The sequence below is a fragment of the Aminobacter anthyllidis genome (assembly GCF_018555685.1).
In the GTDB taxonomy this organism is placed as follows: domain Bacteria; phylum Pseudomonadota; class Alphaproteobacteria; order Rhizobiales; family Rhizobiaceae; genus Aminobacter; species Aminobacter anthyllidis.
Genome location: NZ_JAFLWW010000003.1, coordinates 679,914 through 705,913, shown reverse-complemented (window position 1 = coordinate 705,913; position 26,000 = coordinate 679,914). Strand labels below are relative to the sequence as shown.

Here is a 26,000-nt window from a genome sequence, read left to right as displayed (position 1 = left end):
TTGTTTTTGCGCAATTTTGGACGGAAAACCGCTGCACGGTTTTCCTGGAATTGCTCTAGTTCAACGGGTCATAGTCGGGGATGTGTCCGAAGCTGTAGCCGCGCTGCCTGAGCCCCTGGATGAGCGCGGTGAGGTTGGCCGTGCCATTGAAGGTGTCGCGGAACATTTCGTCGTGCATCAGCAGGATCAGCCTGTTCGGCCTGACAAAACGGACCTTGCCGCTGAACATGTGGTCGATCTCGCTGACAAGCCTTGTGACGCTCTGCACCGGCTTGCCGGTGCCGTCGTGGACCCATTCGTGATCCCAGCCGTAGAGCCAGAAACCGGTGGCGGCGACGAATTCGTAGTCCGGTTGCTCGACGTTCCTTTCGTGCTGGTCGATCGACAGGTCGTTGGTCGAGATGTTGGGCAGGCGAAAGACATTGCGGCCGGGCAGCCGGGCATGGGTCGGCGCCTCGAGCCCGAGCACCGCATTGGCCCGCACCATGTCGGCGACGACCGCCTCGGTGTCGGCGTAGAACCTGCGGTACCTGTTGTAGGCGTGGCTGTAGCTGTGGTTGCCGACGGTCACCAGCGGCATGGATTTGGCGCGGGCGACCAGCGCCTTGCTTTCCGGGCTGGATTTGGCGTGCAGGCCGACCATGAACATGGTGGCAGGGACGTTTTCCGCCTGGAGAACGTCGAGGATGTTGCTGGTGCCGTCGAGCGGCCCGTCGTCGAAGGTCAGGTAGATCGTGCGGTCCGCCGCCTGTGTCGGCCAACAAGCCAAGACGAAGGCAGTGAAGAACCAGACGACGGCGATGGCTGATGCGGTGACGCCACGCCTTTTGCCTGTTGTCATCAGCATCATTGCGCCTGTTGCTCCTGCAGTTGTCGCCGGCGATATCGGTATCCTGTGACAGCTGGCTGTGCAAAGGCGGCGGTCCGGACTGTGTATTTCAGCGGCGCGCGTGACCGGCCGCGTGCTAGATGTCGACGCGTCATAGCAACGGTTCGGGATCGGACATTGAATCACCAGGGCATCGGGCAAGACAGACAAACTGATGTCGCCGAGTTCATCCGCTGCAACATGCATGTCGTGGCGGTGCCTTCGGTTCCCGAGATCAGGCTCCATGCCGCGCATCCGGGCAGCGGGCTGTGGCGGCTGGCCGGCGATGCGGACGGCGAGGGCGATCCGCCGCCGCCCTATTGGGCCTATCAATGGGCTGGCGGGCTGGTGCTGGCGCGGCATTTCCTGGAAAGGCCCGAAGCTGTGAGGGGGCGGCGCGTGCTTGACCTTGGCGCCGGTTCCGGGCTGGTCGGCATCGCCGCGGCCATGGCGGGCGCGCGTGCCGTGCTTGCGGCCGAGGTCGACGGCAACGGCGTGGCCGCGATCGGGCTGAATGCGACGCTGAATGGTGTCGAGGTCACCGCTGTTGGCGGCGACCTGACCGGCGGTCCTGTGCCTGAGGTGGACATCGTTGCCGTTGGCGACCTGTTCTACGACGCCGATCTTGCGGTGCGTGTGACCGCCTTCCTCGACCGCTGCGTCGCCGCCGGCATCGACGTGCTTGTCGGCGACCCCGGCCGGGCGCACCTGCCGCACGGACGGCTTCAACTGGTCGCTGAGTATGCGGTGGCGGATGTCGGCAGCGGCAATGCCGCCACGACAAAGCCGAGTGCCGTGTTTTCGTTCGCGTAGGCACGGCCCATCGCCTTCCGGTGAGCGCACCCCCTGACCCATTGACGGGAGCGGCCGGGTTCCTGCGCTCCGCTTCGGTTTCCGGGATGACGACCGCTCGCGCCCGGCATCTGGTTCTTAGCGTGAGGGCGGCGTTGGCGGCTTGACTCATTCCCATATACGAGAATATTTCTCTCATATGGATGGGGCGTTGAACCAGGACAGTATTGATCGGCGCATCGCCCAGCGGCTGCGGTCGCTCAGGGCCGAACGCGGCTGGCCGCTGGATGAGCTGGCTAAGCGCAGCACTGTCAGCCGGGCTACGCTGTCGCGTCTCGAAAACGCCGAGGTCAGCCCGACGGCGAGCGTACTCGGCAAGCTGTGCGCCGCATACGGACTGACGATGTCGCGGCTGATGCACATGGTCGAAGGCGAGTTCGCGCCGGTGGTGCGCCGCGATGCGCAGGCTGTCTGGTCCGATCCCGAGATCGGCTTTCGCCGCCGTTCGATCTCGCCGCCGGCGCAGACGCTGGCCGGCGAGGCGCTGGAATGCGAACTCGATGCCGACACGCGCATTACCTACGACGCGCCGCCGCGGCCGGGGCTCGAACACCATCTGCTGCTGCTCGAAGGGCAGCTCCAGGTGACCGTCGACGGCAGGGCCCATGAACTCAGACCCGGCGACTGCCTGCGCTACCAACTGTTCGGGCCGAGCGCCTTTGCCACGTCGGCGGAGGCTGGTGCCAAGTATTTTCTCTTTGTCGTGTGAGGCATCATGAGCTTAGCCGTTTCGATCTTTTCCGCCGACGACGTCGCGAGCCATCTCGGCGAGCTTGGCGGGCTGCTGCATGCCTGCGTGCATGACGGGGCGAGCATCGGCTTCGTGCTGCCCTACACGCAGGCTGAGGCCGAGGCGTTCTGGCGCGACAAGGTGCTGCCAGGCGTGCGCGAGGGGACGCGGATCATGCTGGTGGCCAGCAAGGACGGGCGGATCGCCGGCACCGTGCAGCTCGGCTGCGATACCATGCCCAACCAGCCGCACCGTGCCGACGTCAACAAGCTGATGGTGCATCCCGATTACAGGCGCCAGGGCATCGCGCAATTGCTGATGCGGGAGCTTGAGGCGCGGGCGCGAGACCTGGGACGCAGCCTGATGACGCTCGATACACGCACCGGCGACAATGCCGAGCCGCTGTACACGGCACTTGGCTACAAGACAGTGGGCGTCATCCCGGCCTATGCACGCGATCCATTCGGCAGCGACCGGCTCGATGCGACGACGGTGATGTACAAGCTGCTCTAGTTCACAAACAGCATCCAGGCACCGGCGGCGATCAGCACGGCGCCAGCCGCCCGGGACAGCAGGCGGCTGGGACCGACGAGCTTTTCGAGCAGGATGAAGGCGGCGATCGCAGCGACCCAGAGCAGGTTCATGATGCCAACGACGAACAGGATCGCCATCAGCGCCCAGCAGCAGCCGATGCAGTAGATGCCGTGCTCCGCGCCCAGGTTCATCGCGCCGAGCGGGTCCGGGCGGAAGCCGCCATGGCGCATGATGAACTGCAGCGGGCTCTGGCAGGCCGACAGGCAGACGTCCTTGAGCGGCGTGCACTGGTAGACGCCGGCCACGATGAGCACGATGCCGCCGAGCGCGGTGCCGATGCCCGTCATCGGCGTCAGCAACAGGGTGCTTTCGAGCGCCCATTGCGCAGATGTGGCGAGCATGGAGAAAGCCGTCCAGGCAAGCAGGTAGCCGGTGGCGAACCATGCGGTGGCGGCGAAGGGCTTGCCGCGCGAGCCGGCCTGGCGCGCGACACCGGCATAGATGAGCAGCATCGGCGCCACCGACGGCAGCATCATGCCGACCATCATGATGGCCCACATGGCGAACATGAAGGCGAAATCGCCGACGCTCCAGCCACGCAGGGCAGGGGCGAGCGTGGTGCCCATATCCATCCCCGGCATGTCCGTGTTGGGCGTGGCCATGTCGGGCATTTCCATGCCTGGCATGGTCATTCCGGGCATGTCAGCGCCAGCGGGCGGCAGCGCTCCCATGTTCGCGGCGAGCCAGATTACATAGGCCCATGCCAAGGCTGCAACGGCGGCGATGGCGCCGAGGATGACGGCCCGATCCCGCCTCAACATCAGTTCGAGGCGGGAGGTGCTCATTGGGTTGGGCGGACAACCCCGCTTTCAGTCATGTGCATGTGGGCGAAATGCGCATGCGAATCGTTGAGGTCGAGTTCGATCGCGCCCGATGTCTTGACCCAGCCGCGCCCGACTTCGGCGACCGTGTATTCGAAGCCGTTGGGAAGGTTGATGCGGGCGCGATGGGCCTCTGACGTCACCGGGTTCAGGATCGGCTCGCCGCGTGCGTCCATGACGCCGGGAATGTTCACGCGGGCGGTGCGCCCGTCGATGTCGACCTGAATGTCGATCTTGGCGAATACGGGGTCGTGGACCTTCTCGAAGGTGGTCGAAAAGACCTGGAAGAAGGTCGCGCCCGGCTCGGTGTCTTCGCCGGTCATGATCCGGAGCAGCGCTTCCCGCTGGTCCGGCGTCGCCCGTTCGTCGACGATCGCGACAACTTGCCCGTGGCCGTGATGGATGGCACCGGGCCAGGCCACGATCATCGCAATGCGCAGGCCATCGAGTTTCGTTGCGCCATGATGGCCCTGCTCGATATCGATCGCGCCGATGGCGCTGCAGTGGCCCTGGGTGGGGAGCGCATTGAACTGGCACGGGCAGCCATAGGCGCAGTTGCAGTGCAGGAATTCACGTCCCTTGAGTGTCCATGTGACGGCCGGCATCTTCACCTCCTTGCGTTTGCAAGCTCGGCAAGTCGTTTGCGGGTTCATTCCGGTTTGTTGGCTGGATTGCTGGATTAGCCATACCGGAACGTTCGGCACCGTCCCCAGAAGTCATGCACTGTAGCAGAAAATGGCGGTCTCCATAACCGGCTTACGGAGCGTTTGCCGCGTGCCAATTTTCTGGCGGCCCGCAGCTCCGATGGCAGCTTATGTCAGTTTTTGCAGTGCAGCGGATTGACTGCGGACGATTTACGTTTTACGACTGACGAAATTAGAAATTCGTCAGTCGTAAAATCGAGCGGCCTGAACATGAATGACGTTGCTGAAAGCCCCGTGGATCTGGCGCGACAGGAAACTGTCGTGCGCATCCTCGATTCCGCCGAGCGGCTGTTCAGGCACTACGGCTACACCAAGACCAATGTCGCCGACATTGCCCGCGACCTCGGCATGTCGCCGGCCAATATCTATCGCTTTTTCGCCTCCAAGGTCGAAATCCACCAGGCGATCTGCGGCCGCATGCTCGGTGCGGTCTACCAGATGGCCTGCGAAATTCTGCGTGCTGAAGGCAGTGCCAGCGATCGCTTGCGCCGCTTCATCCATGCCCAGCACAACCTGACCGTCGAGACCATGCTCGACCAGGAAAAGGTGCATGAGATGGTCGTCGTCGCGCTCGAGCGCGACTGGCATGTCATTGAAAAGCACATTGACCGGCTGCACGACCTCATCGCCGAGGTGATCCGCGAGGGCATCGCGGCGGGTGAGTTCGCCGAACAGGACCCTCAGATAGCCGCACGCTGCTTTGGTGCCGCGACGGCGACACTTTGCCATCCGCAGATGGTGTCGCAGTGCGTCAACAAGCCCAATCGGGCGACGTTCGAGGAACTTACTGATTACGCCCTCAGGGCGCTGAAATAGCCGGGGCCCACGGGCCGACATCAAGATCAATAGACAACCAGGAGTGCGAACGATGATTTCGTTCAAAACCTTCAATGCGAACCTGCGTCCTCTTGCCAGCCTGGCTCTGGTGTCGCTGCTTGGCGTTGGCCTTTCCGCCTGCTCCGAAGCCAAGACCGAGACGGTCGAAGCGATCCGCCCCGTCAAGGTTGTCGAGATCGCCAGCATGGGTACGACCCGCGAGCTCGACTATTCGGGTGCCGTGAAGGCGCGCACCGAGATGAATCTCGGCTTCCGCGTCGCCGGCAAGATCACCGAACGGGTCGTCAACATCGGCGACAAGGTGAAGTCGGGCGACCTGCTCGCCCGCATCGATGCAACCGACTACCAGCTCGGCGTCAGCACGGCGGAAGCCAACCTGCAGGCGGCCGAAAAGCAGGTCGAGACGGCCCGCCTTGTCGACGATCGCGCAGCGCAGCTGTTTGCCAAGAAGTTCGCGTCCGAAGCCCAGCGCGAGCAGGCATCGCTTGCCTACAAGCAGGCTTCGTCGCAGCGCGACGCAGCGCTTTCGTCGCTGCGCCAGGCCAGGAACCAGGTCGGTTATGCCGAGCTTCGCGCCGACCAGAACGGCATCGTCACCGCAGTCAACGCTGATAGCGGCCAGGTGGTCGGCGCCGGAACGCCTGTCGTCGCGGTCGCGGTCGACGGCGACAAGGAAGTGCAGATCGCCGTTCCCGAACTGGAGATCGCCCAGTTCCAGCCCGGCAAGCCGGTCAAGGTGAGCTTCTGGTCCGACGACAAGCTCGTGCTCGACGGCAAGGTGCGCGAGGTCGCCGGCAGTGCCGATCCGCAGTCGCGGACGTTTTCGGTGCGCGTCAGCCTGCCCGATGATGCCCGCGTGCTGCTGGGCATGAGTGCGACAATCGAGGCGTCGGTAAATAACGGCAAGGAGTTCGTGTCGATCCCGCTCAGCGCATTGGCCAATCAGGACGGCAAGGACATCGTGTGGGTCGTCAACGACGAACAGGTGCATGCCCGTGGCATCAAGGTCGCAAGCTTCGCCGATGCCGGCGTCCAGGTCGCCGACGGGCTGAAGCCGGGCGACATCGTCGTCGCCGCCGGAACGCAGTTCATGGCCGAAAACCTGAAGGTCAAGCTGCCGACGCCGGAACAGCGCGCTGCTTCGAACGAAGCCACCGCGGCCATTCGCTAAAGACAGTGCCTGCCGCGGCGGCCGATCTGGCCGCCGCCAACGCCATTCAAAATTGAACCTGCGCATCAGCTGTGCCGGATACCGGCCGCGTGCGCCAGCGTGGAACCACGGCCATGGACAATTCCAGCCAGGACAAAAAGCCCTTCAACCTGTCGCGTTGGGCGATCGGGCATCCGAGCATCGCACGCTTCCTGTTCGGGCTGATCATCATCACCGGTGCCCTCGGCCTGATGCGCATGGGCCAGAGCGAGGATCCGGAATTCACCTTCCGCGTCATGGTGGTGCAGGCGGTATGGCCGGGCGCTTCGATCGAGGAGATGCAGGACCAGGTCGTCAACAAGATCGAGCGCAAGCTGCAGGAAACGCCGCATCTCGACTGGGTGAAGTCCTATACCCGCGCCGGCAGCGCCATCATTACCGTGCAGGTCAAGGGCGACACCAACACCGCCGAGGTGAAGGACGCCTTCTACCAGGTGCGCAAGAAGGTCGGCGACATTTCGAGCGAGCTGCCGCAAGGCCTGCTCGGACCCTATTTCAACGACGAGTTCGGCGACACCTTCATCACGCTGCATTCGATCGCCGGCGAGGGCTACAGCTATCCCGAGCTCAAGGCGCTGGCGATCAAGGCGCGCGACATGCTGTTGACGACGCCCGGCGTCGAAAAGGCCGTCATCCTCGGCGACCAGCCGCAGCGCATCTACATCGACGTCTCGTCCAAGGCGCTGGCCGAACGCGGCCTGACGCTGAACGACGTGCGCAACACCATTGCCGGCCAGAACAACATCGACCCGGCCGGCGCCGTCGATACCGGCACACATTCGGTACGCATTTCGGTCGAGGGCGATCTTTCCAAGACAGCCGACATCCGCGAGCTGCGCCTGCGCGCCGGCAACCAGGTCACCCGTCTCGGCGACATCGCCACCGTGACGACCGGGCTTGAGGATCCATACCAGCGCAAGTTCCGCTACAACGGCCAGGACAGCGTCCAGGTCGGCGTGGTGATGGCCAAGGGCTTCAAGGTCACCGACGTCGGCAAGGCGGTCGAGGAGACCTACAAGCGTTTCGAGGAAGCGCTGCCCTATGGCGTTTCGGTCGACCAGATCTCCAACCAGCCGGAAGTGGTGACGGAAGCCATCGGCGAGTTCATGAAGGCGCTGATCGAAGCGCTGCTGATCGTGCTGGTGGTGTCGTTCCTGTCGATCGGCTGGCGCTCGGGCCTGGTCATCGCCATCACCATCCCGCTGGTGCTGGCCGCTACTTTCGCTGTGATGTACCAGCTCGGCATCGACCTGCAGCGCATTTCGCTCGGCGCGCTGATCATCGCGCTCGGGCTGCTCGTCGACGACGCGATGATCGTCGTCGAGATGATGGAGCGCAAGCTCGAGGAGGGGCTGGTCAAGGTCGAGGCGGCATCCTTTGCCTATTCGTCGACGGCGTTTCCGATGCTGACCGGCACGCTGATCACCACCGCGGGCTTCATCCCCGTCGGCTTCGCCGAATCCACGGCGGGCGAATATGTGCGCTCGCTGTTCTACGTCGTCGGCATCGCCTTGGTGATATCGTGGTTCGTGGCGGTCTATTTCACGCCATGGCTCGGCAACATGATCCTCAAGCAGCGCCAGCATGCCGGCAGCCATCACGATGCCTTCGACACCAGCTTCTACCGCCGCCTGCGCGCGACGGTGAGCTGGGCCGTGCGCCACCGCATCATCGTGCTGGTGATGACGCTGGTGACGTTCTTCGGCTCGCTGTTTGCCTTCCAGTTCATTCCGCAGAACTTCTTCCCGCAGTCGTCGCGGCCCGAAATCCTCGTCGATCTGTGGCTGCCCGAAGGCACCTCCATCAAGGAGGTCGAAAAGCAGGCCGAGGCGCTGGAAGCCAAAATGATGGCCGATCCGGACAAGAAGTTCATCGCCACCTATATCGGCGAGGGCGCGCCGCGCTTCTTCCTGCCGCTCGACCAGCAGCTGCGCAACCCGAACTACGCCCAGCTCCTGATCATGGCCAATGACGAGCCGGCGCGCGAGCGGCTGATCGTCAAGCTGCGCGGCATCCTGGCCGAGGATTTTCCTTCGATCCGCGGCAAGGTCGACCGGCTGTTCCTCGGACCGCCGACCGGCTGGCCGGTGCAGCTGCGCGTGACCGGTCCCGACAGGGCCGAGGTGCGTCGCATCGCCGACGAGGTCAAGGCGAAGTTCGCTGCGACGCCAGAGCTTGCCGCCATCCATGACGACTGGCTGGAGCAGGTGCCGGCGATGAAGCTGGTCGTCGACCAGGACAGGGCGCGGGCACTGGGCGTTTCCTCGCAGCGCATCCGCCAGATGCTGCAGGCGACGATGCAGGGCGCGCCGCTCGACAACTTCCGCGACGGCGAGGAGACGGTGTCGATCGTCGCCCGCGAGCCTGAAGCCAACCGTCACCTGCTGACGGCGGTCAACTCGGTCTATATTCCAACCGACTTCGGCGGGTTCGTGCCGCTGTCGCAGGTGGCCAAGGTGGTGCCTGTGATGGAGCAGGGCATCGAATGGCGCCGCGACCGCCTGCCCACCATTACGGTCCGTGCGACGCTGCCCGACCACATCCAGCCCAACGACGTGGCGATGAAGCTCTACGCCGATCTCAAGCCGCTGCGCGACAGCCTGGCGCCCGGCTACAAGGTCGAGATCCAGGGCGGTGCGGAGGATGCGGCCGAAAGCCAGGCCTCGATCGCCGCCAAGGCCCCTGTCATGCTGCTGGTCATCGTGCTTTTGCTGATGGTGCAGCTGCAGCACTTCGGCAAGGCGATGCTGGTGCTGGCCACCGGTCCGCTCGGCATCATCGGCGCGGCGGCGGCGCTGCTGATCTCTGGCGCGCCGTTCGGCTTCGTGGCGATCCTCGGCGTCATCGCGCTGCTCGGCATCATCATCCGCAACTCGATCATCCTGATCGACCAGATCGACCAGGACATCGCGGCGGGCATGGAGCGTTCGGAGGCGATCATTGGCGCCGCCGTGCGCCGCTTCCGGCCGATCGTGTTGACGGCGATGACGGCGGTGCTGGCGCTGATCCCGATTTCCTGGGGCGTGTTCTGGGGCCCGCTCGCCTATGCGATGATGGGCGGCATCCTGGTGGCCACTGTCTTGACCATCCTGGTGCTGCCGGCCGGCTATGCGCTGTTCTTCGGCCGTGAGCCGAAGAACAAGCCGGCCGAACCGCAGGTGGAGAAGGGCGAAGACACCGCTGCGGTCATTCTGCACCCGGCGCTGGCGGCGGAATAGGGGTCTACGCCCGCTGAAGAAACGAACGGATGTGCCCGGCGACAAGGTCGGGCGCCTCCCAATGCATGTTGTGGCCAAGGCCAGGCAGCGTGATCAGCTTTGCGCCGCCGATCGCGGCCAGCATCTGAGATTGATGTTCTGACGTGGCGATGTCGTCGTGTTCGCCGCGCATGATGAGCGTCGGGGCGGAAATGTCCCGCAGTAGTGGCAGTGGATCGTAGGCCGTCTGCTCATAATAGACCGAATGCCAGATACGGGCTGGAACAGCGGCGCATTCCCGGCGGACATGGATGAGGAATTCCTCGTCCACCGGCACGGTGCCGGTGCACCATTCCCGCACGAAATCGCCATCCGGATCAATGGGATCGCGCAGTCCGACGATGTTGTTCCACAGCCAGCCAGCACGTTCGCGCGGCACGGGGGATGTCGACATCAGCACGATCTTGCGGACGATTTGCGGCCAGCGTTCGGCAACGGCTTGCGCAAGCCGCCCTCCCAGCGAATGACCGACGACATGGGCTTGCGCGATGCCGAGTTCGGCAAGGAAAAGCCTGAGGTCATGGGCCAGTTCGGGGATCGCGTAGCATCCCTCCGGCTTGTCGGAATGCCCATGCCCGCGCAAGTCAGGTGCGATGAGCCGCAGGCCGGCCGCAAGGCAGGGCGCAACCAGGCTCCAGCTGCGCGCGCTGTCGGTAAAGCCGTGCAGGAGCAGAACGGGCGTTCCGCGCAGGTCGCCAAGTTCGACATAGGCGATACGGATACCATTCGGCAGGAGGCAACCCTGCTTCGACGAGGCGAAATCGTCCTGGGACATCGGTTTCATCGGTGATCGAAACCCATCGCGTCGAGGCATTGGCCTCGACGCGAACAGGATATCCGCTCCGATGGCCCGCGGCTACGCCTCCGCTCGCGGCGCCTTTTGGTCGGTGCCGTTCTGGTGCAGCGTCAGGCCGGTGGCGCGCCCGTCGGCGCCGACGTCGAAGGTGATCTGGGCGTTGACGACCTTGAGGAAGAACCGCGTCTCGTTCTCGGCAAAAATCTCGAGGCGGCCCTGGCCGGTCGCCTGGGCGAACAGGCCCGCACCTTCACGCGTGATCGCGATCTCGAACTCCGGGGCCAGCCTGTAGATGCCGACATAGCGATCATAGATCGCCGGATCGAGGGTGATTGCGACTCGTTCTCGCGGCGGCTCGGCCAGCGGGTTCCTGCTGTCGAGCAGGTGCCGGCCGATGTCGTCGACGCCGGCTTCGGTCGAGGTGTTGGAAAGGGCTACGACCCCGACACCCTTGGCTGGCATGAAGCCGAGATAGGAGCGATAGCCGCCGGTGCCGCCATTGTGCCAGATGATCTGGTCGTCGCCGCTCCCCGAGATGACCCAGCCGAGGCCTGTCTCGTCGTCTCCCGCGTCAGCCGGGCGGCGGATTGAAAGCGTGGTGGCGAGCGCTTCGCGGAGCGGCGAAGTACGGGCATCGACCAGCATCTCGACGAAGTTCATCATGTCGTCGGCGGTGGACAGCAGGGCGCCGGCACCGGCGAGCGTCGGCAGGTCCCAGTTCAGCACCGGCATCAGCTGGTCATCGTGGCCGTTGGCGAGGCGCGACTTCATGTAGACGGCCGGGGTGTCGGCGGTGGAGCGCATGTTGAGCGGTGCCAGGATGCGCTCGCGGACCAGCGCGCCATAGCTCGTGCCGGCACGGCGGGCGAGCACGTGGCCGAGCAGGCCCATGCCGAGATTGGAGTACTCGTACTGGCTGCCGATGTCGCGCGGCAGCTCATAGGCGGACAGGAACGCGTACATCTGCTCGACGCTGTAGTCGGCATAGGGGTTGTCGTCGTCCGCAGGCGCCATGTTTTCAGGCAGGCGCGGCAGGCCCGAGGTGTGGGTGGCGAGGTCGGTCAGGGTGATCTCGCGGCCGGCGCGCGTGGGCATGTGGACGGTTGCGGGCAGGTGCATGGCGACCGGGTCGTCCAGCCCGATCTCGCCGCGCCCAGCCATTTCGGCAAGCACAAGCGTGGTGAAGACCTTGGTGATCGAGCCGATTTCGAAGGCAGTGTCGGCGTCGACCGGGCGGGCGTAGTAGGCGCCGAAATTGCCATGCGAGACGATCACGCGGCCTTCGGGGCCGAACGTGCCGACCACGATGCCGACGCTCTGGCGCTGCACGTCGATGCGCTCGACGAGGATGCGCTTGATCTCGGCGATGGATGGAAAGTGCGAGCTGGAGGAAACTGCCGCGGTAGAAAAGGTCATCTCGGACGTGCCCTCATGTCAGACTGGATGATCGCTGATAGGCGGCGGACATTGCACTAGCATGGCGCGAAGTGGGTGGAAGAAGCGCGCTTGCCTTCTCCCACAAGGAGAGAAGGGGGCGCCGCCCGCAGAAGGGAACGTCCGTCATTTCCCTGCGATGGCAAGATCCCCCGGCGTAAGGCCGACCAGCTCGCGGTAGCGGTCGGGATCGGTGGCGCCTTCGGTGACGACGAGCAGGACGCGTGAATGGGCGTCGAGGCCGATGGCCGCGCGCATCTCGGGGTCGCGGGCGGCGACGAGCAGGCCGGCGAGACCGGCGCCGCCGCTTTCGCCTGATACCACCACCGGGTCGTGGCCGAACGGGCGGGCGAGAAGGTTCATGACTTCGACGGCGATCTCGTCCTCGACGGTCATGAAGGCGTCGGCGACACGCGACAGCACGCGCCAGGCGACCTGCGAGGGCTCGTAGCATTCGAGCATCGCCATGACGGTTGGTTCGCCATGCTGGAGCTTGACCGGCTTGCCTTGCCGCGCGGTTTCGAAGATGCAGGCGGCGCGGGCGGGATCGACGACCACGAAGGTCGGACGCGCCTCGCCAAGGCGGCAGGCGAGGTAGCCCGAGGCAGCGGCGGCGATGCCGCCGACGCCGGACTGGATGAAGACATGGGTCGGTGCTTCAGGCAGCTTTTCGAGCGCCTCGCGGAAGATCGCGGTGTAGCCCTGCATGACAAGTCCGGGGATGCGCTCGTAGCCGGGCCATGAGGTGTCGGAGACGACGGTCCAGCCATTGGCTTCGCAGACGCGGGCGGCCTCGGCGACGGAATCGTCATAGGTGCCGGCGACGCGCTCCATCACGGCGCCGTAGCGGGCGATGGCCGCGACGCGCGCGTCGCTGACCCCGCCATGAACGAAGATCACCGAGCGGGCGCCGACAAGCTGCGCCCCTTGGGCGACCGAGCGGCCATGATTGCCGTCGGTGGCGCAGCCGAAGGTCATGGTGGCGGAGATTTTCGCCACTTCAGGGCTGTGCAGTTCGGCGATGTCGACCGGGTGGCCGAGCTCCTGTTCCGCCGCTTCCAGCACCAGGCGGATGACCGCATAGGCACCGCCGAGCGCCTTGAAGCTGCCGAGGCCGAGGCGATAGCCCTCGTCCTTGAGGTGAATGGCGCCAAGGTTGAGCTCGCTCGCGAGCGCCGGCAGCGAACGCAGCGGCGTCGGGCGGTGGTTCGGCCGGCGCGCCAGGAAGCGCTCGACAGTTTCGGCGGCGGCAACGCCAAGTGTCTCGGCATCGATCGCTTCTAGCGGCTTGCGGTAGTCGGGATGCTGGTTGCGGATGAGCATTGCGGCGGTGTCTCCTCGGTCGGCGCATTTATATTGCACCGTTGGCGAGAAATGCGCTCTTATCTGACCGTGTTGATGCAAGTTTGTATCGCAAAGGATGGCGTTTTGCGGAAAGCGGCGAAGGCAGTCGATCTCGATGATTTCGACCTGAGGATCCTCGACATCCTGCAGCGCGACAACGCAACGCCGCAGCGCGAGATCGGCGAAGCGGTGAACCTGTCGGCTCCGGCGGTGCAACGTCGCATCAAGCGTTTGGAAGAGAGCGGCGTCATCTCGGCCAATGTCGCGGTGGTCGAGCCCGACAGGGTGGGACGGCCGATCACCATCATCGTCGAGATATCGGTGGAGAGCGAGCAGATCGACTTGCTCGACGCCACCAAGGCGACCTTCGCGGCGGCGCCGGAAGTGCAGCAATGCTACTACGTAACCGGCGAGGCCGATTTCGTGCTGGTGGTGACGGTTGCTAGCATGGCCGAGTATGAGGCGCTGACCCGGCGGCTGTTTTTTGCTGACCCCAACATCAAGAAGTTCCGCACGCTGGTGGCGATGGATCGGGTCAAGGCCGGGCTGACGGTGCCATTGGCATGAAAAACAGGCCCGCCGGAGCGGGCCTGAGAAATGCTGGGGTTCGGCGCTGGAAACTGGCTGAAGCGCTATCGCGGTCAGTTCGAGTTGGTGTTCGAATTGCTCGAAGAGCTGGTGCTCGTCGACGTACTGGTCGAAGAGCTGGTGCCGGAATTGCTCTTGGAATCGGTGTCGGTCGTGCAGCTGCCGTTGGAGCAGCTTTTCGACTGCGAGCTCGAGTTGCTGGTCGATTTCGAGACCGTCACCGATCTGCTGCCGGCCAGGATGAGGCCATCGCTGACGGAAAGGGCTGTTAGGTCACCCGGCGCTGGTACCATTGGTGCCGCATCGGCGACCGAAAATGCCGCAACCGTTGCGAAGATGCTCGCTGCGAAGGCGAATGCGCTCAGACCTGCCATGACACCTTGCTCCTTTCCCGCCGGCCACCCGGAAGGGGCGGCCATCAGGGCATTTGAACATGGACGGGCGGGCTGCGTGAATTCGCCCTTTGGAGCTAGTGCCTGGGCTAGTGGCGACCGCCGGCGATTGCCTGGTCGGAAATCGGCTCGAGGTTGAGCGTGATCTCGCAGGGCGCGCAGAACACGGCGCCCGGCATGTGATCGCTTTCGGCGAGGGCGAACCTGACGGCGGATTCCTTGTCGGCGAAGATGCCACCGACCAGACCCATTTCGTCGCTGACAACCCAGCGCCCATGCGGGTCGCGGCCAACCATGAAGCGGTGGCTGTGGAGAGCCGGGTGGATGTCGCGAGCCAGAGTGCCCATGGTGTCGTGCCTTTCCTCAAGTTCCCGGGTGCGGTGCTGCTGCATCCCGAGAGGTTCGTTGCATTTCATGATGTGATGCCCGCGCCATATGAATTCGATTGGCGGCAGAGGGCGAAGAAATTCAGATATCATAAATGCCTGATGTTCGAGCCCGCCCGGGCGGCCATCCGGACGGGACGCAGCGCGCGCGAGGGGCGGGGCTGTGCGTCGAGCACCGACAGGTTGTCGCGAATGGCGGATGCGGTGTTCGGCTCGACCTCGACCAGCGGCAGCCGGACGTCCGATGACATCCTGCCCATCAGGTGAAGGGCGTGCTTGACGGGCACCGGGTTGGTTTCGAGTTCGAGCGCTGCGACGAGCGGGCGCAGGCGGTTGTGGATTTCGCGCGCCGCGTGCGGGTCGCCGCGCCGGCAGGCGTCGTGCATGGCCACGCAAAGGCGCGGCGCCACATTGGCAACGACCGAAATGGTGCCGCTGCCGCCCATGGTGTTGAAGCCGAAGGCGGTGGCGTCGTGGCCGGACAGCCAGGTGAAGCGGTCGCCGAACCTTTGGGCGAACGCCATTGGGCGCGACAGGTCGCCGGTCGCATCCTTGAAGCCGACGATGTTGGGGATGGCGGCCAGCTGCTCGATGGTGGCGGGTGTCAGGTCGACGCCGGTGCGGGCCGGCACGTTGTAGACGATAACAGGGATGTTCACCTTGGCCGCGATCGTCTCGAAATGCCTGACGATGCCGGCCTGGCTCGGCTTGTTGTAATAAGGCGTGACGATCAGCGCGGCATCGGCACCGAAATCGCGAGCGGCAGCGGTGAAGGCAACAGTCGATTCCGTGCTGTTGGTGCCGGTGCCTGGGATGACCGGCACGCGCCCGTTCGATACAGCCACCGTCTTGCGGATCACCATGATGCGCTCATGCCAGGACAGGGTCGGGGCTTCGCCCGTGGTGCCGCAGGGAACGAGGCCGTTGATGCCTTCCGCGATCTGCCATTCGACGAGGGCGGCGAGGCTTTTCAGGTCGACTTCGCCGTTCCTGAAGGGGGTGGGGAGCGCTGATATGGCGCCGAAAAAGCGCGGGTGAATCTGGTCAGTGGTCACGGCTTTGGGTGTCATTGCGGTGGGCCCGTTCGTGCTGGAGGAAAGGGGTGGCGCGGCGGCGGCGCGCCGTGGACGGCTGCTGGAAGCTTGCCAGCAGCGAAGCAAGGACCGCGGTCGCGAGGTCGGCATGTTCGGCCGTGCAGGATCGGCTGGCGCCAGCTGTGGCGTAGCGCATGGCACAGACCCAGTGTCCGGCGTGATTGCTGAGGTTTTCGACCTGTCGCGGCGGTTCGGCACTGGCGGCAAGCAACAGCACCGCATCGAGCAGTGCATCGGCTTCCATCAGCGCCCGGAATTTTCGACGGGTTTGCCGCGACCTGTCGTCGAGGCCGTCAAGGCCAAACAGGTCGGCGGCGGCCCAGACATGGTGTTCGCGCAGGATCCTTATGTCGGCGACACGATCTGCCAGCGCAGCGATGTTTTCCGGCTTCATGATGGGAGAACAGATAGCCCTCCATCGCGTGTGAATTCGAGAGAGGGAAGCGGGCGGTTTTATAGGAATCGCATAGGGACGGGCCTGCTTGTGGCAGCGGTGCGGAAACGCATCAAAGAGGTGCGCCGGCGCGAAACGAACTTGCGTCGACGCGCGCCAATTAGAGCGCAATTCTTGCCGTCCAACGGCTAGAAACGGCGCAGCTATCTGCCGCCAGCCTGCATGGGAAAACGATGATCCTTTACTACCAGACCCATTCGCCCTTCGCCCGCAAGGCGCTCGTTTTCGCCCATGAGGCCGGCATTGCCGACCGGCTCGAGGTGATCCACCACGAGACCAGCCCGACCTTGCGCAATGCCCGGGTCTATGCGGAGAACCCGCTTGGCAAGGTGCCGGTGCTGTTGCGAACGGACGGCGCGCCGATCTTCGATTCGGATGTGATCTGCGCCTATCTCGATACGCTACACGATGGTCGGAAGCTGATCCCGGAGGAGGGTGAGGCGCGCTGGCAGGCGTTGCGGCTGCAGGCCGTGGCGCAAGGACTGGCGCAGACGGGCATCGGCCTGCGCTGGGAGACGGAGCGGCGGCCCGAGCCCCTGCGCTACGAGGCGCTTGCCGAGGGGTTCATTGATAAAATCGAGGCGACCTATGACTGGCTCGAAGGCGAGATCGAGGATGGTGGCCTGCATGTAGGGCATGTCGCGCTGGCCACGGCGCTGTCATGGATGGCGTTCCGCGACCTGCCATCGTTTCGCGGGCGCTCGCGGCTGACGCAGTGGTTCGACGCTTTCGAAAAGCGCCCGTCGATGCTGGCAACGCCGCTGTCGGGCGAGACGCACGACAGAAGGTGATGCTGCGCGCCGTGGAGGCGCGCAGCATGGTTCAAGCCTGTCAGGCCTGCTTGACCGGCGCGTTCATCGCCCAGGCGACGCCGAACGGATCGCGCAGCTGGCCCCAGCGGTCACCCCAGAACATGACGTCGAGCGGCACGACAACCTCGCAGCCGGCTTCGACGGCGCGTTTCCACCAGGCGTCGATGTCGTCGCCGAGGATGAGCTGCATGGTGTAGCCCTGCGCCTTTTCGTGCGCATGGCCGTGCTCGGGATAGGCGTCGCACAGCATCATCGACGAGCCGTTGACGTAGAGATGGATGTGCATGGTCCGGCCCTTTTCGTCGGCGGGATAGGCAAAGACCTGCTCGGCGCCGAAGGCGCGCTTGTAGAACTCGGCGGCCTTGAAGGCGCCGTCGACCTGGAGGTAAGCGACCAAGCCGCCAAGGACCTTCGGGGCGGGGTATGCTGTGTTCTGTGCTTCCGACATTTCTCTCTCCGTTTCTGACCCAAAAGGCGGACCGCGCGTTGCGGCGGCACGTTCTCAAAGGTAGCTGCAGCGGCATCGTTAAGTACGGTGCCTCGTCTTGAAGACGAACGAAACGGACCGAGCCCGACAAGGCTGACAAACTTTTTTGTCGCGAACGAGGTTAGCTGCCAGGTGGAAAAGCCGGCTCAGCGTGGCGCAGAACACATGATGCAGGCGAAAAAAGTCAGCAACTACGGTGCAGATTCCCGGGAAGTAGGTGCCCGCCGCTGACCTGAACCTAAGACTCGCTGGCCCGTGGGGAAGCTACCAGCCCGAGGAATACCACAACGGCGCGGTTGAGACGCAAGATATCCTCATCGTCCAAGCGCCCGACACGCGCTCCTATCTTCGACTTCGGTACTGTGGTGATCTTGTCGACCATCAGGCGAGAGCCGCTGCGCAGGCCGTTCTGTTCGCTTGGTTCGACGAGCAGGCGGAACAAGGGGGCGTCGGTCGTATCCGTTGTAAACGCACAAACGGTAATGGACGCAGTTGCATCAAAGTTATCGTCTTGGATGATGACAACCGGGCGTGGCTTGCTCGCGTAGTCTTTTCCTCCCGAGACGATCCAGATGTCGCCGCGCCTCATTCACCATCCCAATCCGAGATGGCGTCGATGAAGGCCTGATCGTCAAAGGCGTCAGGGCCAGCCGCCACAGCCAGCGACTGGCGATGCGCTTCAGAGCGGAACGACGGCGCACGCGTGTCAGGCACCCATATCTGAATGGGCCGCAATCCTTGCCGACGCAGACGTTCGCGGTGCTCTTGCACCTTTACGCGGGATGGCTTTGGGGACGATGTCGAGGACATATCAGATCTCTGACGGTTACATGTAACCTATCGCATTTTTGTCTGATTGCCCAGCTTTGAACATTTGTCGTCCTGCCTACCGCCCCGGTCGGCCCGACTTGCCCGGGCGCTTCTTTTCGCGCGCGGCTTCGGCCGGGTCCTCGTAAGAACCCGCGCCGATCTTGGCGCGCTTGACCGGCTTGACGCCCTCGACCGGTTTTTCGGTGCGGCGTACGGTCATCTCGTCGAGGTTGTTCTTCTTGAACAGGGTTTTGTCTGTTTCATTCGGCACGCCGTAGTCGGCGCCGTGCGCCTCGTCGGCGGACTGTTTCTTGAACAGCGACCTTGGTATCGCGCCGGCGGGCGTCGCCATATCCGTACCCGGACCCATGTCGTCGATATCAGGCTTGGCAAACAGCGACTTGCCGGTGGGAACGGCGCCGTCGGCGCCCATTTCGTCGAGCTTTGGCTTGCGGAACAGGTTCGGCCGCGCAGCCTTGGCCGCCTCCTCGGCGGCGCGCGCCGCGTCGAGCTTGCGGAAACGTTCCTGCTCCTCGACTGTGCGATGCTTGGCGACGCCCTTGTTGTGCTTGCCTTTTTCGCGGCCGGACGCCGGACTTTCCATGTCGACATACTTGGCCAGCGGGTCGTCGGAGATGGCGAGTTCCATCTCGCGCAGGCGCTTGATCTCGTCGCGGATGCGGGCGGCTTTTTCGAAGTCGAGATCGGTGGCGGCGCTGCGCATCTGCTTTTCGAGCGCGTCGAGATGGGCCTTGAGGTTGTTGCCCATCATCGCACCGGCTTCGTCGGTGAACTGCGAGATGTCGGCGCGGACGTGGTCCTTCTCGTAGACCGAGTCGAGGATGTCGGAGATGCGCGACTTGACGCTTTCCGGGGTGATGCCGTTGGCCTCGTTCCACGCCACCTGCTTTTCGCGGCGGCGCGACGTTTCGGCCATGGCGCGTTCCATCGAGCCGGTGATCTGGTCGGCGTAGAGGATGACCTTGCCGTCGACGTTACGCGCGGCGCGGCCGATGGTCTGGATCAGCGACGTCTCGGAGCGCAGAAAACCTTCCTTGTCGGCGTCGAGGATGGCGACGAAACCGCATTCGGGAATGTCGAGGCCCTCGCGCAGCAGGTTGATGCCGACAAGCACGTCGAAGGCGCCGAGGCGCAGGTCGCGCAGGATTTCGATGCGCTCCAGCGTGTCGATGTCGGAGTGCATGTAGCGCACGCGCACGCCGTGCTCATGCAGGTATTCGGTCAGGTCCTCGGCCATGCGCTTGGTCAGCACGGTGACTAGCGTGCGGTAGCCGGCCTTGGTCGTCTCGCGGATTTCGCCGACGACGTCGTCGACCTGGGTTTTTGCAGGACGAACCTCGACGGGCGGGTCGATCAGGCCGGTCGGGCGGATGACCTGTTCGGCGAAGACGCCGCCGGCCTCTTCCATCTCCCAGTTGCCGGGCGTCGCCGACACTGCGACGGATAGTGGACGCATCGCGTCCCACTCCTCGAAGCGCAGCGGCCGGTTGTCCAGGCAGGATGGCAGGCGGAAGCCGTATTCGGCGAGCGTCGCCTTGCGCTTGAAGTCGCCGCGATACATGCCGCCGATCTGCGGCACGGTGACATGGCTTTCGTCGATGAAAACCAGCGCGTTGTCGGGAATGTATTCGAACAGGGTGGGCGGCGGATCGCCGGGACGGCGGCCGGTGAGATAACGCGAATAGTTCTCGATGCCGGCGCAGGAGCCTGTGGCCTCCAGCATCTCGAGGTCGAAGCGCGTGCGCTGCTCCAGGCGCTGGGCCTCGAGCAGGCGGCCAGCCTTTTCAAGCTCTTGCAGGCGGTGCTGCAGCTCTTCCTTGATCAACTTGATGGCTTGATTCAAGGTTGGGCGGGGCGTCACATAGTGCGAGTTGGCGTAAATCTTGACGCTCTTGAGGTCGCCGGTTTTTTGTCCCGTAAGGGGGTCGAACTCGGTGATGGAATCGATCTCGTCGCCGAACAGCGAGATGCGCCAGGCCGAGTCTTCCAAGTGGGCCGGGAAGATTTCGATGGTGTCGCCACGGACGCGGAACGAGCCGCGGACGAAATTGATGTCCTGGCGCTTGTACTGCTGGGCGACGAGGTCGGCGAGCAGCTGGCGCTGGTCGAGCCGGTCGCCGACCGCCATCTGGAAGGTCATGGCCGTATAGGTTTCGACCGAGCCGATACCGTAGATGCACGAGACCGAGGCGACGATGATGACGTCGTCGCGCTCAAGCAGCGAGCGCGTCGCCGAGTGGCGCATGCGGTCGATCTGCTCGTTTATCGTCGATTCCTTCTCGATATAGGTGTCGGTGCGCGGGACGTAGGCCTCGGGCTGGAAGTAGTCGTAATAGGAGACGAAATACTCGACCGCGTTGTCGGGGAAGAACTTCTTGAACTCGCTGTAGAGCTGGGCGGCCAGCGTCTTGTTGGGCGCCAGGATCAGCGCCGGGCGCTGCGTCTGCTCGATCACCTTGGCCATGGTGAAGGTCTTGCCGGAGCCGGTGACACCGAGCAGTACCTGGGTGCGCTCGGCCGAATTGACGCCCTCGACGAGGTCCTTGATAGCGGTCGGCTGGTCGCCGGCCGGCTCGAACTCCGACTGCATGACGATCTGGATGCCGCCTTCGGACTTGTCCGGGCGGGCAGGGCGGTGCGGCACCCAGATTTCGCCGTCCTTGAACAGCGGGTTGCCGCTCTCGATCAGCGCCGAAAGGGCAGCGACGGTGGCGGTGACGCCGGAATTGGACAATGACGCGGCATCTTCGAGCGAGATGTCGAGACCGGCGACCGGGCTGAGACCCGCGGCGGTGCGATCCCTGGCCGAGGCAGCCCCCCCCATCGAGGTGCCGCGCGACGAGCGTGTCGGCGCCGAGCTTTTTTCCGCGATCTTCTTTGGCTTGGGCTGAGGCTTTTCAGCCTCCTTGGCGATCTGCTCTGCCCAGTCGGCGATCGAGCCGGAGAGTGGCGCGCCGGAAAACTCTGCCTGCGGCGCCTCGCTGAAGCCGCCACGATGCAGCGGCTCGGAGGCGTCGAGGAAGTCGGTCACGCCATTGCCGCCGCGCTTGCGCTGCGCGGCACGGTTGTCGCTTCCCGAAGCGGGCGATTTCTTTTCAGGAGATTTGGCCATGGGCGAAATATGGGCGGTATCAGCTAAAATGGAAAGGGTGCGGATGCCGGAAAGCCGGCACCCGCGCCGATGATCAATCGTGCTCCTGACATCAGGCTGTCAGGAAGTTGTCAGCGTGGGCAAGGGAAGCCGGGAGCGATCTTGCAGTGCGCGCCGGGCGGACGCGGCCTCGGCGGCCGTGGCTTGGGCGGGCGATTCCAGTGTGGCGGGCGGTTCCAATGCGGCGGGCGATAATGAGGCGGCCGCACGACGATCGTCGGGGCCACGACCACGGCCGGCGGGCGGCCGACATAGTCGGAAAGATAGTTGGCGGAGACCCAGCCGCGCAGCCCGTCGCCGCGAATGTTGCACCAGTTGCTTTCGCAGCCGCGCAGATCGACCCGCGTGCCTTCATAGAGCGTGCCGACCTTGGCGTAGCCCGTGCCGGGACCGGTGCGGACATTGACGTTGCCGGTGGTGTAGGCATCGGCGGCCATGGCAGTGACCGGAAGAGCCATCAAACCGGCCAGCAAGGCGGCAGTGGTGACAAGTCTTCGAAACATCATGGGCAGTCCCTCCAGACCTGAATCATTTCGAACTGCTTGAGATTACTGCCTTTTGTCACGCGCGCCAGTGTAGTGCCGGCAATATCCTTTATGCCTGGGTAACAGATCTGCCACAGCCTGAGGCGCGGCGATGTGCGTGCACAAGCCATGTATGCCGGAGCGTTCGGGAATGTTAGAGAGCGTCCATCCAATTTGAGACCCGGACGACAGATGAGCTTCCTGACCAACCGTTCGCAGCTGGCGCCAGCGCAATGAAGATCGCGCATCTTGTCGGCCATGGCGCGCTGAACGGCGTCGCCACCAGTTCCAGGATCCTGATCCAGGCACAGCTCGACGCCGGGGATGAGGTGATGCTGGTGCATTCGCTGGGTTCGTGGATCGAACACCAGAAATTCGACGGCCCGATCCAGATGATGGGCTCGAACTTCGCCACGACGCCGAAGGAGATTCGCCGCGTCGGTTATGCCATCCGCGACTGGGGCGAGGATGTGGTGCACACACACGGCAGCGGTGGCAACAAGTTTGGCCTGGTGTTCCGCTGCGCCGCGGGAACGCCGATCGTGATGACGGCGCATGCACGCCAGTATCAGCTGCCATGGCTGTTTGCCCATGAGGTCATCGGGCTCAGCCAGTGGACGGTGGATTATTATATCAAGCACTGGCTGGTTTCACGCCGGCACATGCATCTGTTGCCCAACATGTTCGATGTGTCCAGGATCGAACCGGTCAACGCGCAAAGCAGGAAGCAGGCCCGGGCAGTCCTCGGCATTCGCGAGGAGGCATTCCTGATCGGCTCGGTCGGGCAACTGGGCGGGCGCAAGAACCAGATCGACATGGTGCGCGTGCTGCGCCGGCTACTGGACAAAGGTGTCGATGCCGAACTGCTGGTGATCGGCTCAACCAAGCAAGGCAAGGACATCATGCCCGACTGGGACGACGCCATTGCAGCGCCGGAGGTGCAGGGCCGGATCCATTTGCCGGGACTGCGCAACGACGCGCTCGATCTGCTGCCGGCCTTCGATGTGTTCATGATGACGTCGCGCGACGAGCAGGCGCCTATCGCGCCGCTCGAAGCGATGGCGGCTGAAATACCGGTGCTGTCGACGCGGGTCGGCAACATGGTCGACCTGCTGCCTGCCGGGCAGACACTTGCGGTCGGCGACGTTGCCGGCATGGCAGCGGCAGTGCTGGATCTACAGGACGAGGCCCAGCGCCGAGCCGTAGGGCAGGCGGGGCGGCAGGAGATCGCACGCCAGCTCGACCCGCAGCGCATCGTTGGCGAGATCGACAAGATCTACCGGCTGGCCATCGAGCGTTCGAGCAAAAGGCGCTTGCAAAAATAGCGGCTGGCTGGAACCGCCAGCTGTGCGCAATGAAATGCTGTTAGTGTGGCGACGGTCAATTTCAGGCGCAGCGTGTCCAACTATCCCTTCTCCTACAAGATTTCCTGGCCGGCGCGGTTCGTGAAGCCGTCGCTGCGCGGTGGCGGCGCCGGCTACCTGCCCGACCAGGTGCGGTTCCTGCCCCAGCATGGGCAGACCGTGCGCCTAGCTTTCGTCGGCGATATCTCCGCCGTCGCCAACCGCAGGCCACCGGTTTTCGATCGCGCGCTTACAGCGCTGCTTGCTTCGGCGGACCTGGTGATCGGCAATTGCGAAAGCCCTGTCGTTGCAAAGCCCAGCGCCCGGCTTGGGACGCGGCTTGGAACCCACCACGCGATGACGCGGGAGTTTCTCCAAGGCGCGCTGGCGGCTGCGGCCATCACGCCCGAGCGGCTGGTGCTGTCGCTCGCCAACAACCACGTGCTCGACCAGGGCATAGCGGGCTTCGAGGCGACCCGGGCGACGCTCGACGCGCTTGGCATCGCCACGATAGGGACGACGACGTCGGTGACGAAGCGCGCGGTCGGGCCGGTCACGCTCGGGCTTTGTGCGTTCACGCAATGGCGCAACGCGCCGGCTTCAGCGTTTGCCGGGCGGGTGGCGATGGCCGAGGATTTCTTCGCCGCTGGCATTAGCCTTTCGGACGGGACGGACCTGGTTTGCGCCGTACCGCATTGGGACTGGGAGTTCCGGCATTTTCCGCGAGCCGAGACGCGCGCCAGGGCGCAGCGGCTGGCCGAGTTCGGCGTCGGGCTCGTTGTCGGGCATCACGCCCATGTCGTGCAGCCGATTGCGCGCATCGACGACACGCTGGTGGCCTACGGGCTGGGCGATTTCCTTGGCACGGCGCTGGCGCGGCAACCGTGGCCGGGGCGGATCGGGGCGATCCTGATCGTCGACGTCAGCGCCGATGCGGCGACGCGTGGCCAGATCGCGAGCTACCGCATGGTGCCGTTCATGCGCCAGCGCGACGGCGAGCGTGAGAAGATGCTGCCGCTGGCCAAGGTGGCTGGCGAACTGGGCGTGAAGGCGCTGGCGCGCTGGCAGGCGGTCTATGGAGCGGGTGAGGCAGGCTTCACGAGCTGAGTCCGGTTGCCGCGCCATCCCCTTGTTTACACCGCGACATTTGGCGAAAAGCCGTTATCATCCGACGAGCGGGCGGCACGATTTCGGCGCGCCATGGGGGCACATATGAGCGCAGCTGGTTTCATGCCCGACGAGGCGGCGATCGCGGGTATCAAGAAAGACCTTGAGGCCTATCAGGCCGAGCGCGATGCGATCAGGCTTTCGACGTGGTGGCGGGTGCCGCTCTATCTCGGTGGACTGATCGTTGCGGTGCTTGTGCTGGCGCTGATTTTCAATCTCGCCGCTGATCCCGCCGAGGTCTGGGTATCGACGCCGCATGTCTACCTCTATGCGGCGGTATTCGTGGCGGCGTTCTTCGCCTATTTCCGGGCCGTTAAGCCGGTCGAGCTTGCCAACGCCTCATTCCGCAACAAGCTGTTGCCGATCGTCTTCGGCTTCATCGAGAACATGCGGCTCGGCAAGGGCGACGTGCCTGCGACCTTCGCCAAGCTGCCGCGCGAAACGATCGGCGACTACAGCGACAGCCAGTTCGACGACATCATCTCGGGCAAATACGAGGGCTTCACTTTCGAGCTTTACGAGACCGCGGCATGGCGGCGTGTGGAGAAGTCCGACGTCACGTTGTTCGACGGTATCATCGTCGCCTTCGACATGGCGAAGCCGTTTCCGGGCATATTGGTGGCAACGCTCAAGACCAATACCGTGATGGGCTTCTTCCGCGAAATGTTCGGCGGGATGGAGGAGATCAGGTCCGGAGGCGCGCTGGACGAGGCCTATGATTTCCGCAGCGACAATGTCGCGGCGGCGCAGCCGCTGGTGTCGGGGCAGATGGCCCAGGCGTTGACCTGGCTCAAGGAAGCCTGGCCGGGCGAGCCGGCGCGGATTGCGCTGTCGGGCAAGGACGGCTTTCTGCTGCTGCCGCACAAGAAGGACTTTTTCGAACTGCCGGCGTCAAACGTGGCGCTCGACTACAAGGCGCATATCGAGCCGATGATCGCCGACATGGCGACGATCCTGGCGACGGCCTCGCTGGTGCGCAAGATCGGGTCTTGAAACCTCAGGTCAGCCGAAGCGCAGCTTGAGCCCGACGATGGCGAGGATGAAGAGCAGCGTGACCGAGTTCGACAGGATCACCGGCAGCGAGCCGAGCGCCACGCCGTAGACGATCCATAGCGATATGCCGGTGGCAAGCGCTGCATTGGTGCCGAGCGAGATGTCGCTGGTCTTGCGCTCGCGCAGGATCTTGGCGATCTGCGGCAACCAGCACAGCGTGGTCAGGACAGCGGCGACGGCGCCGACGATTTCAAACAGGGGGTTCAAGGCGGGAGCTTCCCAAAAGCACAAATCGTGCGGCGCGAGCTATGCCAGAATCACTGGCGACTGT

Annotated in this window: 27 protein-coding genes; 11 read left to right on the top strand and 16 right to left on the bottom strand. The window is 64.3% G+C overall.

Translation table 11 applies throughout. The features are described 5' to 3' along the window. Nucleotides 1–55: 55 nt before the first annotated feature. Nucleotides 56–850, bottom strand: coding sequence for a polysaccharide deacetylase family protein (locus J1C56_RS12990; RefSeq protein WP_246591331.1), 795 nt, complete (start codon nt 848–850; stop codon nt 56–58). Nucleotides 851–1,006: 156 nt separating this feature from the next. Between J1C56_RS12990 and J1C56_RS12985 the strand changes: the two genes are divergently transcribed. The 3 genes from J1C56_RS12985 to J1C56_RS12975 all read left to right on the top strand — a co-directional run bounded on the left by J1C56_RS12985 (nt 1,007) and on the right by J1C56_RS12975 (nt 2,963). Beyond that, complete coding sequence (locus J1C56_RS12985; RefSeq protein ID WP_420797385.1) at nt 1,007–1,681, top strand: class I SAM-dependent methyltransferase; 675 nt, start codon at nt 1,007–1,009, stop codon at nt 1,679–1,681. Nucleotides 1,682–1,871: 190 nt separating this feature from the next. Continuing rightward, the gene (locus J1C56_RS12980; RefSeq protein WP_338001432.1) at nt 1,872–2,429 is read left to right on the top strand and encodes a helix-turn-helix domain-containing protein; all 558 of its coding nucleotides are present in this window, start codon (nt 1,872–1,874) and stop codon (nt 2,427–2,429) included. 6 nt (nt 2,430–2,435) lie between these two features. Continuing rightward, nucleotides 2,436–2,963 (top strand): GNAT family N-acetyltransferase, encoded by a 528-nt coding sequence (locus tag J1C56_RS12975; protein ID WP_214389719.1) that lies wholly within the window; start codon nt 2,436–2,438, stop codon nt 2,961–2,963. Here J1C56_RS12975 and J1C56_RS12970 read toward each other — a convergent pair. Both J1C56_RS12970 and J1C56_RS12965 read right to left on the bottom strand, forming a co-directional pair. Continuing rightward, a complete protein-coding gene (locus J1C56_RS12970) occupies nt 2,960–3,829 on the bottom strand; it encodes a DUF2182 domain-containing protein (RefSeq protein ID WP_214389717.1) in 870 nt (289 codons plus the stop codon). The genes J1C56_RS12975 and J1C56_RS12970 overlap by 4 nt on opposite strands. Continuing rightward, nucleotides 3,826–4,470: a DUF1326 domain-containing protein gene (locus J1C56_RS12965; protein WP_214389715.1), complete on the bottom strand. Its 645-nt coding sequence runs from the start codon at nt 4,468–4,470 to the stop codon at nt 3,826–3,828. The genes J1C56_RS12970 and J1C56_RS12965 overlap by 4 nt, the downstream gene beginning before the upstream one ends. A gap of 309 nt (nt 4,471–4,779) precedes the next feature. Between J1C56_RS12965 and J1C56_RS12960 the strand changes: the two genes are divergently transcribed. The 3 genes from J1C56_RS12960 (at nt 4,780) to J1C56_RS12950 (ending at nt 9,834) form a co-directional block, all read left to right on the top strand. After that, nucleotides 4,780–5,385, top strand: coding sequence for a TetR/AcrR family transcriptional regulator (locus J1C56_RS12960; protein WP_214389713.1), 606 nt, complete (start codon nt 4,780–4,782; stop codon nt 5,383–5,385). A gap of 52 nt (nt 5,386–5,437) precedes the next feature. Continuing rightward, nucleotides 5,438–6,577 carry an efflux RND transporter periplasmic adaptor subunit gene (locus tag J1C56_RS12955; RefSeq protein WP_214389711.1) on the top strand — a complete coding sequence of 380 codons (1,140 nt, stop codon included), beginning with the start codon at nt 5,438–5,440 and terminating at the stop codon, nt 6,575–6,577. Between the two features lie 113 nt (nt 6,578–6,690). After that, the gene (locus tag J1C56_RS12950) at nt 6,691–9,834 is read left to right on the top strand and encodes an efflux RND transporter permease subunit (RefSeq protein ID WP_214389709.1); all 3,144 of its coding nucleotides are present in this window, start codon (nt 6,691–6,693) and stop codon (nt 9,832–9,834) included. A 4-nt stretch (nt 9,835–9,838) separates the two neighbouring features. On the opposite strand, the gene J1C56_RS12945 is transcribed toward J1C56_RS12950, so the two are convergent. The 3 genes from J1C56_RS12945 to J1C56_RS12935 form a co-directional block, all read right to left on the bottom strand. Next, a complete protein-coding gene (locus J1C56_RS12945; RefSeq protein WP_214389707.1) occupies nt 9,839–10,657 on the bottom strand; it encodes an alpha/beta fold hydrolase in 819 nt (272 codons plus the stop codon). 72 nt (nt 10,658–10,729) lie between these two features. After that, nucleotides 10,730–12,085, bottom strand: a complete 1,356-nt coding sequence (locus J1C56_RS12940; RefSeq protein ID WP_214389705.1) for a serine hydrolase — start codon at nt 12,083–12,085, stop codon at nt 10,730–10,732. Nucleotides 12,086–12,229: 144 nt separating this feature from the next. Next, a complete protein-coding gene (locus J1C56_RS12935) occupies nt 12,230–13,426 on the bottom strand; it encodes a diaminopropionate ammonia-lyase (RefSeq protein ID WP_214389703.1) in 1,197 nt (398 codons plus the stop codon). Nucleotides 13,427–13,531: 105 nt separating this feature from the next. Between J1C56_RS12935 and J1C56_RS12930 the strand changes: the two genes are divergently transcribed. Beyond that, a complete protein-coding gene (locus J1C56_RS12930) occupies nt 13,532–14,014 on the top strand; it encodes an Lrp/AsnC family transcriptional regulator (protein ID WP_420797384.1) in 483 nt (160 codons plus the stop codon). Nucleotides 14,015–14,088: 74 nt separating this feature from the next. Here J1C56_RS12930 and J1C56_RS12925 read toward each other — a convergent pair whose 3' ends face one another. From J1C56_RS12925 to J1C56_RS12910, 4 genes are all read right to left on the bottom strand, one after another. Next, nucleotides 14,089–14,409, bottom strand: coding sequence for a hypothetical protein (locus tag J1C56_RS12925; protein WP_214389699.1), 321 nt, complete (start codon nt 14,407–14,409; stop codon nt 14,089–14,091). 107 nt (nt 14,410–14,516) lie between these two features. After that, nucleotides 14,517–14,774: a hypothetical protein gene (locus J1C56_RS12920; protein WP_214389697.1), complete on the bottom strand. Its 258-nt coding sequence runs from the start codon at nt 14,772–14,774 to the stop codon at nt 14,517–14,519. 128 nt (nt 14,775–14,902) lie between these two features. Further along, nucleotides 14,903–15,883 (bottom strand): 4-hydroxy-tetrahydrodipicolinate synthase, encoded by a 981-nt coding sequence (gene dapA / locus J1C56_RS12915; RefSeq protein WP_214389695.1) that lies wholly within the window; start codon nt 15,881–15,883, stop codon nt 14,903–14,905. Further along, nucleotides 15,858–16,301 carry a hypothetical protein gene (locus J1C56_RS12910; protein WP_214389693.1) on the bottom strand — a complete coding sequence of 148 codons (444 nt, stop codon included), beginning with the start codon at nt 16,299–16,301 and terminating at the stop codon, nt 15,858–15,860. The genes dapA and J1C56_RS12910 overlap by 26 nt, the downstream gene beginning before the upstream one ends. 233 nt (nt 16,302–16,534) lie before the next feature. Here J1C56_RS12910 and J1C56_RS12905 point away from each other — a divergent pair, with 233 nt between their 5' ends. Further along, entirely contained in the window at nt 16,535–17,152 is a 618-nt protein-coding gene (locus J1C56_RS12905) for a glutathione S-transferase family protein (RefSeq protein ID WP_214389685.1), read from the top strand. A 40-nt stretch (nt 17,153–17,192) separates the two neighbouring features. Here J1C56_RS12905 and J1C56_RS12900 read toward each other — a convergent pair whose 3' ends face one another. The 5 genes from J1C56_RS12900 to J1C56_RS12880 all read right to left on the bottom strand — a co-directional run bounded on the left by J1C56_RS12900 (nt 17,193) and on the right by J1C56_RS12880 (nt 22,148). Continuing rightward, the gene (locus J1C56_RS12900; protein ID WP_214389683.1) at nt 17,193–17,621 is read right to left on the bottom strand and encodes a VOC family protein; all 429 of its coding nucleotides are present in this window, start codon (nt 17,619–17,621) and stop codon (nt 17,193–17,195) included. A gap of 277 nt (nt 17,622–17,898) precedes the next feature. After that, complete coding sequence (locus J1C56_RS12895) at nt 17,899–18,249, bottom strand: type II toxin-antitoxin system PemK/MazF family toxin (RefSeq protein WP_214389682.1); 351 nt, start codon at nt 18,247–18,249, stop codon at nt 17,899–17,901. Further along, nucleotides 18,246–18,470 carry an antitoxin MazE family protein gene (locus J1C56_RS12890; protein ID WP_214389680.1) on the bottom strand — a complete coding sequence of 75 codons (225 nt, stop codon included), beginning with the start codon at nt 18,468–18,470 and terminating at the stop codon, nt 18,246–18,248. Before J1C56_RS12890 ends, J1C56_RS12895 begins: the two co-directional genes overlap by 4 nt. A gap of 76 nt (nt 18,471–18,546) precedes the next feature. Continuing rightward, nucleotides 18,547–21,603: an excinuclease ABC subunit UvrB gene (uvrB, locus tag J1C56_RS12885; RefSeq protein WP_214389678.1), complete on the bottom strand. Its 3,057-nt coding sequence runs from the start codon at nt 21,601–21,603 to the stop codon at nt 18,547–18,549. A gap of 110 nt (nt 21,604–21,713) precedes the next feature. After that, nucleotides 21,714–22,148 carry an SH3 domain-containing protein gene (locus tag J1C56_RS12880; protein WP_214389676.1) on the bottom strand — a complete coding sequence of 145 codons (435 nt, stop codon included), beginning with the start codon at nt 22,146–22,148 and terminating at the stop codon, nt 21,714–21,716. Nucleotides 22,149–22,399: 251 nt separating this feature from the next. Here J1C56_RS12880 and J1C56_RS12875 point away from each other — a divergent pair, with 251 nt between their 5' ends. The 3 genes from J1C56_RS12875 to J1C56_RS12865 all read left to right on the top strand — a co-directional run bounded on the left by J1C56_RS12875 (nt 22,400) and on the right by J1C56_RS12865 (nt 25,669). Beyond that, complete coding sequence (locus J1C56_RS12875) at nt 22,400–23,491, top strand: glycosyltransferase family 4 protein (RefSeq protein ID WP_214389674.1); 1,092 nt, start codon at nt 22,400–22,402, stop codon at nt 23,489–23,491. Nucleotides 23,492–23,536: 45 nt separating this feature from the next. Beyond that, nucleotides 23,537–24,616, top strand: coding sequence for a CapA family protein (locus J1C56_RS12870; RefSeq protein WP_338001431.1), 1,080 nt, complete (start codon nt 23,537–23,539; stop codon nt 24,614–24,616). A gap of 105 nt (nt 24,617–24,721) precedes the next feature. Beyond that, on the top strand, nt 24,722–25,669 hold the full coding sequence (locus J1C56_RS12865) for a DUF3137 domain-containing protein (RefSeq protein ID WP_214389672.1): 948 nt from the start codon (nt 24,722–24,724) through the stop codon (nt 25,667–25,669). A 9-nt stretch (nt 25,670–25,678) separates the two neighbouring features. Here J1C56_RS12865 and J1C56_RS12860 read toward each other — a convergent pair whose 3' ends face one another. After that, entirely contained in the window at nt 25,679–25,936 is a 258-nt protein-coding gene (locus J1C56_RS12860; RefSeq protein ID WP_246591330.1) for a SemiSWEET family sugar transporter, read from the bottom strand. Between the last annotated feature and the right edge of the window lie 64 nt (nt 25,937–26,000).